General features: G+C 67.3%; 10 protein-coding genes. 6 read left to right on the top strand and 4 right to left on the bottom strand.

Features of this window, described 5'->3' with window-relative positions; all coding sequences use genetic code 11:
* Positions 1–3 precede the first annotated feature (3 nt).
* Entirely contained in the window at positions 4–969 is a 966-nt protein-coding gene (locus AB0N05_RS35945) for a PHB depolymerase family esterase (protein ID WP_364702706.1), read from the bottom strand.
* 55 nt (positions 970–1024) lie between these two features.
* Positions 1025–2218 carry a cytochrome P450 gene (locus AB0N05_RS35950; RefSeq protein ID WP_364702709.1) on the bottom strand — a complete coding sequence of 398 codons (1194 nt, stop codon included), beginning with the start codon at positions 2216–2218 and terminating at the stop codon, positions 1025–1027.
* Between the two features lie 64 nt (positions 2219–2282).
* Here AB0N05_RS35950 and AB0N05_RS35955 point away from each other — a divergent pair, with 64 nt between their 5' ends.
* The 6 genes from AB0N05_RS35955 to AB0N05_RS35980 all read left to right on the top strand — a co-directional run bounded on the left by AB0N05_RS35955 (position 2283) and on the right by AB0N05_RS35980 (position 11029).
* Positions 2283–3023: a glutamine amidotransferase gene (locus AB0N05_RS35955; RefSeq protein ID WP_364702712.1), complete on the top strand. Its 741-nt coding sequence runs from the start codon at positions 2283–2285 to the stop codon at positions 3021–3023.
* 123 nt (positions 3024–3146) lie between these two features.
* Complete coding sequence (locus AB0N05_RS35960; RefSeq protein ID WP_364702714.1) at positions 3147–4151, top strand: alpha/beta hydrolase family protein; 1005 nt, start codon at positions 3147–3149, stop codon at positions 4149–4151.
* 28 nt (positions 4152–4179) lie between these two features.
* A complete protein-coding gene (locus tag AB0N05_RS35965; protein WP_364702716.1) occupies positions 4180–5769 on the top strand; it encodes an adenylate/guanylate cyclase domain-containing protein in 1590 nt (529 codons plus the stop codon).
* Between the two features lie 98 nt (positions 5770–5867).
* Positions 5868–8021, top strand: a complete 2154-nt coding sequence (locus AB0N05_RS35970; RefSeq protein ID WP_364702718.1) for an acyl-CoA dehydrogenase — start codon at positions 5868–5870, stop codon at positions 8019–8021.
* A 184-nt stretch (positions 8022–8205) separates the two neighbouring features.
* Entirely contained in the window at positions 8206–9708 is a 1503-nt protein-coding gene (locus tag AB0N05_RS35975) for an AIM24 family protein (RefSeq protein WP_364703231.1), read from the top strand.
* Between the two features lie 289 nt (positions 9709–9997).
* Positions 9998–11029, top strand: a complete 1032-nt coding sequence (locus tag AB0N05_RS35980) for an alpha/beta fold hydrolase (protein ID WP_364702720.1) — start codon at positions 9998–10000, stop codon at positions 11027–11029.
* Between the two features lie 20 nt (positions 11030–11049).
* On the opposite strand, the gene AB0N05_RS35985 is transcribed toward AB0N05_RS35980, so the two are convergent.
* Positions 11050–12570 (bottom strand): alpha/beta fold hydrolase, encoded by a 1521-nt coding sequence (locus tag AB0N05_RS35985; RefSeq protein ID WP_364702723.1) that lies wholly within the window; start codon positions 12568–12570, stop codon positions 11050–11052.
* Between the two features lie 221 nt (positions 12571–12791).
* Entirely contained in the window at positions 12792–13226 is a 435-nt protein-coding gene (locus AB0N05_RS35990; RefSeq protein ID WP_364702726.1) for a spore germination protein GerW family protein, read from the bottom strand.
* Between the last annotated feature and the right edge of the window lie 15 nt (positions 13227–13241).

Raw genomic sequence — 13241 nt, forward strand, 5'->3', positions numbered from 1 at the left:
CCCTTACGGAAGCCGGTACCGGAAGAGGAAATCGAGGGCCTGGCGGCCCACGCCGATCACACTGCCGCGCAGATTGTGGCCGCCGTCGTCGACGGTCAGCAATTGCACCTGGATCGGACCCATATCGTGGCTCTCCAGGATGCCGCCCGCGCGGAAGCCGATCGACGGGTCCGCGTCGAACCGTTCCACCGAGGTGGGCGGGGGCAGCGGGCCGGTGCGGCCGAGAGCGAGCGCATTGGTGCCGAGCCACTGGTTGACGGCGAGGCGGCCGATCGGCTCGGTGCTGAGCACGTCGGTGCCGTCCTCGACCAGGAACGTGGGGATCGGGCGGGCCCTGGGCCCCATTTCACGGAAGGCCTCCGCACCGGTGACATCGGTGCTCGACTGATAGGCGGCGCTGCACCAGGTGCTGATCGCGGCATAGCGGTCCGGATACGCCGCCCCCAGGATGGTCGCCATGAGCCCACCGGAGGAATGGCCGATCAGGTAGACGCGGCTCGGATCCGAATGGAATTGGGCGCGAACGGTTTCGGTAATGCCCGCGATGATGGACGGCTCCCCCGCATCACGATGCTGATTGGCCGCATCGAACCAATTCCAGCACCCCAGCAGATTCGACGTCCACGGCTGGATCGGATACACCACCACGAATCCGCGATCCCGGGCGAATTGGGCGAGAAAGTCGGTGGTGATCACGTCATCCGGCGGATTGTCGTCATCGCTGATCGAGCCGCCGCAGCCGTGCAGCCACACCACGAGCGGCAGCCCGGCGGTGTCACCCGGTGGTGCGTACACGAAATAGTGCCGAGTACCGGCGGCATTGGTGTAATCGGCGGCGATCACGGTCTCCCCCGTATCGGCCACGGCCACCGCGCCCGCGCACAGAATCGTGGCCGCAAGGGCTAGTACCGAGGTGGCCGCCGCGGCCAGTCGGCGCAAAATTGTTATTCCCTGCGTCGACCGGGGCATTGTCGGAGTGTACCGCCGCTCACCCCCGATATACCGGATTCCGCTGCAGCTCAGCCTATCCCGCGAGTCGCACCGGAAGGCCGGTCAGAGCCCGGATCACCGGATTGGGATACCACCGCAACTCCGACTCGTCCACGGCCAGCCGCAGCTCCGGGAAGCGTTGCGGCAGCGCGGTGAACGCGACCCGGGCCTCCAGGCGGGCCAGGGGTGCGCCGACACAGAAATGCGGTCCGTGACCGAACCCCAGGTGGGCGGTGCGCTCGGCGGCCGGGTCGAGGCGATCCGGGGCGGCGAAGTGCCCGGGATCACGATTGGCCCCGGCCAGCGCGATGTACACCACCTCGCCCGCCGGAATCACGGTGTCGCCGACCGTGATCGGCTCGGCGGTGAATCGAGGCGTCGAGAGGTCCACCGGCCCGTCGAAGCGGAGGAACTCCTCCACCGCCGCCGGAACCAGCGCGGGCTCGGCCCGCAGCCGATCCCACCAGGCCCGATCCCGCAGCAGCGCGAGCGTCCCGTTGCCGATCAGATTGACGGTCGTCTCATGCCCCGCGACCAGCAGCAAGAGGGCCATGCCCACCAGTTCGGATTCGCTCAGCAGCGCATCGGTATCGGTGACGAGCTCGGACAGCAGATCGTCACCGGGATCAGCCCGCTTGTCCTGCAACATCTTCCGCAGGAACTCCACCATCTCGTCATGCGCCGCCGCCCGCTCGGCTTGCGGATCCAGCGTCCCCACAAGGGCTTTGGTCCATTCGCGGAAGGTCTCGTGATCAGCGATCCGCACATCGAGCAGATGACAGATCACGGTCACCGGCAGCTGTGCCGCGAAGGCGTCCAGCAGATCGACCTGATCGTATTCCGCCATGCCGTCCAGCAGTTCGAACGCGGTCCGCTCGATGACGGGTTGCAGCGCCGCCACGCGCCGCGCGTTGAATGCCTTCGCCACCGCCTTCCGCAATCGCGTATGCGCGGGCGGATCGGCATTGAGCATGTGCCGCAAGGAATCCGAGGGCCGCGAGTTCACCCACGTCCCGCCGCGCTTGCGGGCCAGCACCTCGCCCAATCGCTCGATGTCCTTGCCCAGCCGGGGATCCGCGAGCGCCGCCCGCCCCGCGTCATAGTCGAGGATGATCCATCGATCGAGCCCGTCACCGAAATCCACCCGATGCACCGGGCCTTGCTGCCGCCACCGCCGGTAGTACACGTGCGGGTCCGCGAAGAACGCGTTCTCGAGCCTCTCGCTCACGATTCGACGCTACGGAGCTATCCTCCGGATGGCAATGATCGCCCCGAGGAGCGGATGAGCACCCATGTTCAAGCCTTTCCTGCTGTTACAGCTGCGTCCCGAAGATGCGGCATCGGATGACGAATATCGGGCGGTCCTGCGGGCCGGAGGGCTGGCCGACGGCGAGTTGCGGCGGGTCCGCATGGATCAGGGGATGCCCGACCTGGAGCTCGAGGACTACTCGGGGGTGATCGTCGGGGGCGGGCCCAGCAATGTCAGCAGTCCCGAGGACCGGAAGTACGACTACCAGCAACGATTCGAGCCGGGGCTGCGAAAGCTGGTCGGCGAGATCGCCGCCCGCGATTTCCCCTACCTGGGCGCTTGCTACGGCTTGGGCATTCTCGCCGAGGTGATCGGCGGGAAGGTCAGCGACGCCCGATACGGGGAGACCGCCGGAGCGCAGACCATGGTCCTGACGCCCGAGGCCGAGGCGGACACGCTGCTCGACGGCCTGCCGCACGAATTCCGGGCCTTCGTCGGGCATAAGGAGTCGTGCCAGGAGGTGCCGCCGAACGCGGTCCTGCTGGCCGGATCGAACGGCTGTCCGGTACAGATGATTCGGGTGGGGAGCAATGTCTACGCCACCCAGTTCCATCCCGAACTGGACAGCGACGGTCTGGCATTGCGGATCGAAATCTACCGGGACGCCGGATATTTCGAGTCCGACCGGGCGGCGGAATTGACTGCGCTCGGGTACCAGGAGACGGTCACGGTGCCGCAGGAGATTCTGCGGCGGTTCGTGACGCGGTATCGCACCGGACACTAGCCCGCATCCGGCGAGTCGGCCGGGCGCGATCGGTGCCGTGCCATATGTTCATAACCGGTGAATACCAGGCGTTTCTCTTACTGCCTTCGCGGAACCGTCGGAATAGCAGCCGTTCTCCTGACGATGCTGACACCGTCGGTCGCTGAGGGCACGCCATCGGAGGGCGTGGACTTCGTCGTCGAATCCGAGATGGGCCCCATCACCTCCAGGGTCTTCCGCGCGGCGGACGGCAGCACCGACCGGGTCGCCTACGCCCTCGAGGGCATGGACGCACCGGCCGACTACTCCTCCTGGGAACGGAACACCGACGTCGCCGAACGGCTCACCGCGGCCAATGTGAATGTGGTGATGCCGATCGGCGGCCGGGCCACCTTCTACAGCGACTGGCTCGCCCCCAACAGCCTCAATAGCTTCGATTGCCTGGGATCGACCGGAAGCGTCGACGGACCGGCAAGTCCGAACGGACGCACCGATTTCGGCAGCTCCAGTGCCAATGGGCGGACCCGCCTGGTGTGGGAGACCTTCCTGACCCGCGATCTACCCGCCGCTCTCACCGAGAAGTACGGCTTCTCCTCCGTCCGCAACGGCATCTTCGGCGTCTCCATGGGTGGCGTCGGAGCGCTGAATCTCGCCGCGCATCATCCGAACCAGTTCAGCTTCGTCGGCGCACTGTCCAGTTATCCGAACATCTCGGCACCGGGCATGCCGGAAGCCATTCGGATTGCCCTCGCGGAGCGCGGCAGCATCTACAACGTCGACTGCATGTGGGGCGCGCCGTGGAATACCCAATGGCGGCTACACGATCCCTTCATCTCCGCCCCCGCGCTCATCGCGGCCAACACCCGCATCTATATCGGCGGCGGAACCGGGATTCCCGCGCCTTCCGACGAGTCCTCCGGCTCGTCCGATATGAGTGCCGCGGGTGATCTGTCCCTGGGCATCACCCTCGAGGTCCTGTCCCACCTCAATAACCTGTCGTATCAGGTGCGGCTGGGGACGCTGGGGTACGGCAATGTCGCCTACGACCTCTGGCCGATCGGCATCCACAGCTGGCCGTACTGGGACGAGCACGTGAACCGCATGCTCCCCGACCTGATCGACCATATCGGTCCCTACCCTCGCCGATAGCAAGATCGCATTGCCCTACGCTGCACCTATGGTCGACACCGAGGTGACGCCTGCCGCGCTGGGACCGGCTCCCTGGGGCTCGCGGTTGCTGGGCCCCGCCGACGAGGGCGCAGGCATGCGGCGGCTGCGGGTGCAGTTGCTGCTGACCATTCCCTTGCTGCTGGCGAATCTGATCGGCATTGCAGTGGCCTGTGCGCTCGTGGTGTTCGTGTTGCCGGGGCCCTCCTTGCTCACCCACCGCCTGAACCTGCTGAATTTCGTCGCCGTCCCGGTGGTCACGGGAGTGGCCGTACTGCTGGGATTCGGCCTCGGTACCGCCTACGGATTGCGGACGCTGCGCTGGGCGACCGATCACGACCAGGTGCCGACCGAGGCCGAGCAGATCACCGCCTCGGCCGTACCGCGCCGGTTGATGCTCATGCAGGCGGTGCTGTGGCTCGGCACGCTGCTGGTGCTCACCATGCTCTACGCCATGGTCGATCCCGCTTATGTCCCGAAGATCGTGCTGGGTCTCGGCTTCAGCGCGATCGTCGTCTGCGCGTACAGCTACCTGGCCAGCGAATTCGCGCTGCGAGTGGTGACGGCGCGAGTACTGGAAGCGGCGGGTTCTCGGCGGCGGCGCGGCATGGGCATGTTCGGCCGCGCGGTGGTGGTGTGGATTCTCGGCTCCGGCACACCGATCGCGCTGCTCATGACCCTGGCCGTGTTCACGCTGTCCGGAGTGGATGTCAGCACCGATCGCCTGGCGGTCTGTGTGCTCTCGCTGGGCGGCGCGACGCTGCTGTTCGGCCTGCTCCTGATGGTGCAGACGCTGACCGCGTCGCTCGCGCCGATTCGCAGCGTGCGCAATGCGCTGCGCCGGGTCGAGGACGGCGACCTGGATGTGGCGGTCACCGTGTACGACGGCACCGAAATGGGCGAACTGCAAAGCGGATTCAACAAGATGGTGCAGGGCCTGCGCGAACGCGAACGCGTCCGGGACCTGTTCGGCCGCCACGTCGGCGACGAGGTGGCCGCGGCCGCGCTGGCACAGAATCCGGAACTCGGCGGCACCGAATGCGATGCGGCCGCGCTGTTCATCGACATCATCGGATCGACCACCATGACCGCGACCCGGCCCGCCGCCGAGATCGTCGCCATCCTGAACGAGTTCTTCGGCATTGTCGTGGATGAGGTCGAACGGTCCGGCGGTCTGCTCAATAAGTTCGAAGGCGATGCCGCGCTGGCGGTCTTCGGCACGCCCGCACCCCTGCCCGATGCCGCCGGGGCAGCCCTCGCCGCGGCCCGCCGCATCCGGCGTCGGCTCTCCGGTGCCGCAATCGAATTCGATGCCGGAATCGGCGTGGCCGCCGGACGCGTGGTGGCCGGAAATGTCGGTGCGCACCGCCGCTACGAATTCACTGTGATCGGTGATGCCGTCAATGAGGCTGCCCGGCTGTGCGAACTGGCCAAACAAGACGACGACCGGCTCCTGGCCTCGGCACCCACCATCGAAGCCGCCGACCCACGCGAGCGAACACAGTGGCAGCTAGGCGAATCGGTCACCCTGCGCGGCCGCCCGCAGCCGACCCGGCTGGCCCGGCCCCGCAGCTATCCGGCCATCTCCCCCGGTCTCTAGAAGTTGACCCGAATTCTGTTGACTTGGCGAACTTTTCCTCGTCCACGCCCATGCCATTGCGTGGGCACGGATACTGGCGGTGTCGACTAGGAGTTCTCATGTCAATCGCCATTTCCGAGGAACATATCGCTCTCGCCGAGACGGTTTCCAAGTTCACGCGGACGCGACAAGTGCGGGAAATGGGACGCGTCCTGCTCGAGAACGGCACGGAACGCACGCCCGAGTTCTGGGGCGAGATGCGCGGGCTGGGATGGCTCGGGCTGCATCTTCCGGAGGAGTACGGCGGGTCCGGATACGGCGTCGAAGAACTGGTGATCGTCATCGAGGGGCTCGGGGGCGCGATCGCACCGGGGGCCTTCGTGCCGACGGTCGCCACCAGCACGTTCCTTTCGATTGCGGCGGAGGAGGTTACGCGGGCGGAGCTACTGCCCGGCCTCGCCGACGGCTCGGTGGCCGGAGCCGTGTGCACCGCGCCGGGCGTGACACTCGACGGCGAGTCGGCCTCCGGATCGGTGGCCGTGCTCGGCGGCGGCCTCGCGCGGGTGCTGGTGCTCGCGGCCGGGGACGATGTGGCGATCGTCCGGGTCGGCGACGGGGTGACGGTGCAGACGCCGGAAAACCTCGATCCGACGCGGCGGGTCGCCCGGATCACCCTCGACCACGCGGCGGCAATCGTCATACCCGGTGCCGCACGGACTTTGGTCGATGTCGAGCGAGTCCTGCTGGCGGCCGAGGCGGTCGGCGTCGCTACGGAGGCAACCCGCATGGCGGCCGAATACGCCAAGGCGCGAATCCAATTCGGTCGGCCCATCGCCATGTTCCAGGCGGTGAAGCATCACTGCGCGAATATGGCCGTGGCGGTGGAGAAGTCGGCCTCCGCGGTGTGGGATGCGGCGCGCGCGGTGCGAACCGGCGGCGATCAGCTCTCGTACGCGGCGGCGGTGGCGGCGACCCTGGCCGGTCCGGCGGCCGACTTCTGCGCCAATCACATGACGCAGGTGCACGGCGGCATCGCCATGACCTGGGAGCACGATGCGCATCTGTTCATGCGCAGGTCCGCGGTGCTGGAGCAGCTGCTCGCGCCGAAGCGGGCCGCGGCGGATCTGGTGGAGCTGACCCGCGCGGGAGTGGTGCGGGCCAAGGCCATCGAATTGCCGCCCGAGGCAGAGGAATTCCGGGCCGAGGCGCGCGATTTCGCGGACGGCATCAAGGACCTGGCCGCCGACGAGCAGCGCACGCGGCTGATCGAGACCGGATACGTGATGCCGCACTGGCCCAAGCCTTTCGGTCGCGATGCGAGCGCCCTCGAACAGCTGGTGATAGAGCAGGAATTCGCCACCGCCGGGGTGAAGCGGCCCGGTTACGGCATCACCGCCTGGAACATCCTCACGATCATTCAGTACGGAAACCCGGAGCAGCTGGAGCGCTGGGTGCGGCCCGCACTGGATCAGCAGGTGGTGTGGTGTCAGCTGTTCAGCGAACCCGAGGCGGGCTCGGATGCGGCGGGCATCAAGACGCGCGGCACTCGCGTCGACGGCGGCTGGCTGGTCAATGGCCAGAAGGTGTGGACCTCCCAGGCCCACCTGGCCGGGATGGGGTTCGCCACCGTGCGGACCGATCCGAATGTGCCCAAGCACCAAGGCATCACGATGATGGCCATCGATATGCACGCCGCGGGGGTCGAGGTGCGGCCGCTGCGCATGACCTCGGGGATTTCGGAGTTCAATGAGGTCTTCTTCACCGATGTGTTCGTGCCCGACGACGATGTGGTGGGCCCGATCGACGGCGGCTGGACCGTCGCGCGCGCCACGCTCGGCAATGAGAGCGTGAGCATCGGCAGCGGCGACCGGAATCTGTTCTCCATGCCGGGCGCGGTGCTGCTCCCGCTCTTCGACGCCCATCCCGAGCGACTCACCGAGGGCGCGCCGCGGATCGGCCACTATCTCGCCGAGCAGCATTGCGTGGATCTGCTCAATCTGCGGGCGGCCGGACGCGCGGTCTCCGGCGCGGGACCGGGCCCCGAGGGAGCCGTCACCAAACTCATCGTCTCCGAGCTCGGCCACGAATCCGCGGCTTTAGCCACCGAATTGCTGGGCGGCGACATGCTCTTCATGGACGGCTTCGCAAGCATGAGCAATGCGATGCTGCTCCTGCACCGCGGACTCTCGATTGCGGGCGGTACCTCGGAGATCAAGCGCAATCAGATCGGCGAGCGCATTCTGGGCCTGCCCCGCGACCCGCTGATCAACTGACCAGGAACGATGCGGTTCGATTAGCCACGGCGGCGACGCGCGGGGCACGGTGGCGCACGGCCCACAGTCACGACAGACTGGAAACCGTGAATCGCCTGCCACTGCGAGAGTTCGCCGCCGACCGGGGCGGTGCGTGGTGACCGCGCTCGCCCGCGGCGAGAATCGGCCCGCGCCCGCCGACCGGATGACGGTCACCGTAACCTGTTCCGCCGCTGTGGATGTGTCCGCGCTGCTGCTCGGCGCGGACGGGCGGGTGCGGTCCGACGGTGATTTCGTATTCTTCAACCAGCCGGTCGGCCCGGGCGTGGTCTACCGGCACGGCCGCGGCGCGGGCGACATGGTGGACGTGCACACCTCCGCGCTCCCCGCGGATGTGGACAAGGTCGCCATTACCGCCAGCCTGGATGGCAGCGGCCCGGCCACCTTCGCCGCCGCCAACTCGCTGACCGCCACCATCGGATCCGATTCGGGCGCACTGACTTTCCAGATGACCGGGCTCAGCACCGAAACCGCCGTGGTCTGCGTCGAGATCTACCGCCGCGGCGGGGCTTGGAAGGTGCGCGCGGTCGGCCAGGGCTACGACAATGGCCTGGCGGGCATCGCGGCCGCCTTCGGCGTGAATATCGACGACGAGCCCGAGGCGCCACCGAGCGCGGCACCGCCGAGTACTCCCCCGGCTCAGTCGTCCTACGCACCGCCGAAAAGCGCACCCCCGGCGCAGCCCTCGTACGCACCACCGCAGAGCGCACCCCCGGCGCAGCCCGCATATGCGCCACCGAATCCGGCTGCCGCGCAGCCGTCCTACCAACCCCCGCCGCCCGCGTACGCGCCGCCGAATCAGCCTCCGCCGCAACCGTCCTACCCACCCCAGCCCGGATACGCACCGGCACAGGCATATTCCCCCGCGGCTCCGGTACCGCCGCCCCCGTCCCAGCAAGGAGTGCCGCCGATGCAGAGCGAGCTGTTCAACCCGAGCCACGCCGAGGTCACCGGCATCGGCATTCAGAAGCAGGGCGGCAAGATGATCCGGGTCGCCGTCAGTGGCGAGACCATGGCGCGCGCCGGATCCATGGTCGCCTACCAGGGCGATCTGCACTTCAAGGCGCTCGGCTCGGGCGGCATCGGCCGCGCCATCCAGCAGCGGCTCACCGGTGAGGGCGTACCGCTCATGCAGGTGTCCGGTCGCGGAGATCTGTTCCTCGCCAATGCCGCCGCCGATGTGCACACCGTCGATCTGGACGGCTCCGACGGCCTCACCATCAATGGCGCGAATGTACTGGCCTTCGACACCTCGCTGTCCTACAAGATCCAAAGGGTCAGTGGCGCAGCCGGTTACGCCAGCAATGCCGGATTCTTCAACTGCGTATTCACCGGTCGCGGCCGCATTGCCATCACCACGCACGGCTCCCCGGTGGTCCTGAATGTGGATCAGCCGACCTACGCCGACCCGCAGGCGGCGGTGGCCTGGTCGTCGAGCCTGCAGACCGGCATCAAGCGCAATGACTCCTTCGGCTTCAGCCGGTTGATCGGCCGCAGCACCGGCGAGGGCCTGACGCTGTCCTTCTCCGGTCGCGGCTTCGTCATCGTGCAGCCCTCCGAGCTCCCGCCGGGCGGCATGATCGGCGGCACCGGCGGCGGCCAGGAGGCCGGTCAGAGCGGTGGCGTGCTGGGTGGCCTGCTCGGATAGCCCGAGGGCACAACGCACCCTGTTCGACACTGCCGAACCATCCGAACGGCAGGTTAACTACCTGTAATTGTCGCGTAAGTATCGCCGTTTCCGCCGGTTACGCTTCTGCCGCCCGACCCTGCGGAATGCGGTGAAGCGGCATGCGCGGTAAACCTTTTCATGATGATCGTCACGGCAACTTTCTAGCGAATGCAGCCTAGATTTGCTGCAACCGGCAAATAGTGAGTCCACTCAGATTCCGGTTGAGCAATGACAGTCACGCAAATCCGCTCCAGAAAGAAGCTCCGCAATGGTTCGCATTCTCCGTTCGCCGCGCTGGGTCGCGGTAATCATTGCCACCTCGCTCGTCGGGCTCGGCCTCGATACCGCGATGGCGGCGGCCGATCCGGGCCAGGGATCGGATTCGCACTCCTCCGACACCGTCGGATACGGCCCCGAATTCACCGATGAGGCGGCCGCGGTCGCCTACGGATTGGCGAATCCGGATGTCGCGCCGCAGGGCGCGAACGACTGGGGCTGCAAGCCCGATGCCGCGCACCCGAATCCAGTGGTGCTGGTGCACGGGACCTGGGCCAGCGCCTTCAGCGCCTACTCCTACATGTCCCCGGAGATCGCCAAGGCCGGGTACTGCGTCTTCACCTTCAACTACGGCCGCGCGAACGTGCCGGGCGCGGGCCTGGTGCAGCCGACCATCGGCGCGACCGGCTATATCGAGGATTCCGCCGCACAGGTGGCCGTCTTCGTCGACCGCGTGCTGGCCACCACCGGGGCCTCGCAGGTGAATATGATCGGCCACTCGCAGGGCGGGGTGGTGGCACGCCAATATCTGAAATTCAATGGCGGCGCGGATGCCGCGAACCCGGGCCAGAACAAGGTCAATAAATTGGTCACATACGGTGCCACCAATCACGGCACCACACTCGCCGATCTGGGCAAATTATTGCCCTTCTTCCAGACCGCGATGGGATTGAACCTGGCCGCGCCGACCGAGGATCTCATCGGTCACGCCGGAATCCAGCAACTCATCGGCTCACCGGTTCTCACCGCTCTGAATGACGGTGGCGACACCATGCCCGGCGTCGAATACACCATTGTCGGGGACCAATACGACGAGGTGTCAACGCCTTTCACCCGCACCTTCCTGACCGCAGGTCCCGACGCCACCGTGCACAATGTCCTACTCCAGGACGGCTGCGCCGCCGACACCTCAGACCACAACTCCATGCTCTTCTCGCCCCGGGCGGTCTCCCTCGCGCTCAATGCCTTCGACCCGGTGGCGCACCCCACCCTGGCCTGCAGCACGAACCCCTGGCTGCTCTGAGCAGGAGAGCCCGAATGACCTCAGCAGCCCGGGATGTTCTCCAGCGACCCGGACAGGAGGTAGGCGGTCGCGGCATCCTGGGCGCATTCGACACCGGAGATGACGGCAATGTGAGTGCGACCGGGATAGCTGATCACGGTGCTGTGGAAGCGATCACCGACCGCGCGAGCGCCCTCGAGATCGGTGCGAGGATCGTTCGCCGAGTTGAGAATCAGCGGCCGCACGCCATCCCCGCCGAGCGCACCGAGCGCGGGCTCCGGACGCGGCCAACTGCCACACGGCAGGTAGGACGCGGCGGCGTGAGCGGCGGTGGGCGCCTCCTGGACGAAGTCGTCGAGGACTGCGGCGGGCGTCGCGCCCCAGGCGTAATCGGCACAGGTGACACCGAGGCTGTAGCCCAGATCATGGGTCGGCGGGAAGGGGTTTCCGATATCGCTCGGGAACCCCTCGGCGGCCAGATTACGCAGCGCGGCAAGGTCATCCGTGGGTGCGGCGGCGAGGGCCTTCGCCAGATCCGGCCACCGGTCGGGAACCAGTGCCACGGCCTGCGCCGCGGACTGCACGGTCGAGATGCGCGCCTCGTCGACATCCGGTGCCACACCGTCGACCCCAGCGGCCACATCGGCGGCGGCCGCCGGGTCGGCATGCACCGGGCAGCTCTGGGCATGCCTGCTGCACCACGGCGTGAAACCCGAAAGGCGGCTTCGCAATTGCTCGCGCGCCGCCTCGACCTGCTCGCGACTGGTGTACGACTTCTCCTCCAGCGTGCCGGACGCGTCGGTCACCGCGCGAATCCCGCTGCGGCTCGGATCCACCGCGCTGTCGAGCACCGCCGCGCGGACATGCTGCGGATAGGCGGCGAGGTAGGCCTGGGCGTACACGGTCCCGTAGGAGGCCATGAGCAGATTGAGTTTGTCCTCGCCGAGCGCGATCCGAATGGCTTCCATATCGCGAGCGGTGTCGCGGCTGCCCAAATGTCCGGCGACATCCGCACCGCCGAGCGTCCGCACGCAGGTATCGGCGTAGGCGGCGGCGTCCTGTTCGAGCTGCGGCCGATCACCGAGGGCGTCCAGGGAAGTCGATCCCGCCAGCTGCTCGAGCGCGCCGGTCGTCTCCCCGCATTCGGGCAGCGCGCCGCTGTCGAAAATGCCACGGGTGTCGAAGCCGATCAGATCGAAGCGTTCGCTCAATTCCCCGGGCAGTAGCGCCGCCGGGACATACCGGCCGCCCATGCCGGGACCGCCGGGGTTCCACAGCAGGACGCCGATGCGCTTGTCCTTGTCGGATGCCGGGAGCCGGGTCACCGCGATTCCCACGGTCGGGCCGGTCGGCTGGTCCGCACGCCACGGCACGGTGACCGTCGCGCATTCCCGGGTCGGCTGACCCGGAAGTGCGCAGGCCCGCCAATCGAGGGCCGGGGCCGGAGTGAGACCGGAGGGCGAGGAGGTCGCGTCACTCCGATTCTTGCCGCAGCCTCCGGCCAGGGCCGCCGCCACGGTCACCACCGCGAATACCGCTACCGCGCTACGCACTTTGGGCACGCGTCACGGTAGCAAACAGACAGCAATATCTGGCTGAGCTTCGCGGCGGGTCAGGTGCTCAAACCACGACCGACCAGGAATGCCTGGCCGGTCGAGGAGCTATCGCCGTTGATAGACATCGACTCATTCAAGCAGCTAACACGCACGCTAACAATAGTTAGCGGTACTAGAAGTCTCGGAAATCTGAATCAACCTGCTCACCAGGGGTGTTTCCCCGACGCTCAGTCAATTCGACTGCGGCGCACCTGCATCCAGCGGCGAAACGCCCGCGGTGCAAGCGTTCCGGCCATCAGCGCCACCAGTGGAATCGCGGCATCGACCCACGGATTCCGGATCGGGCGATAGGTGGACTTCCCGTCGCGAATCTCGATGAACCCGACCGGCCGCACCTCCAGGCCGCCGCCACCGCCACCCCCGCCGACGGTCTTCTCGGTACTCAACTCGCTCCCGGTACCGCCGCCGAATGCGTACCCGACCCGCGCCACCGGGATCACCGTCACGCCCGCCGAGACGATCGGTTCACCGAACGCCTTCTGCACCGACGCATTCCAGCCGAGCCGCTCGGCCATGCGCCCGAGCAGAGTCGCCGAGTTCTCCGGTCCGGCCTCCGCCAGTTCCTTTCCGAGGCCGGTGTTTTCACTGATCTGCTGTGTCATCCGGGCTACCGCCTT

Source organism: Nocardia sp. NPDC051030 (genome assembly GCF_040683015.1).
Classification (GTDB): Bacteria; Actinomycetota; Actinomycetes; order Mycobacteriales; family Mycobacteriaceae; genus Nocardia.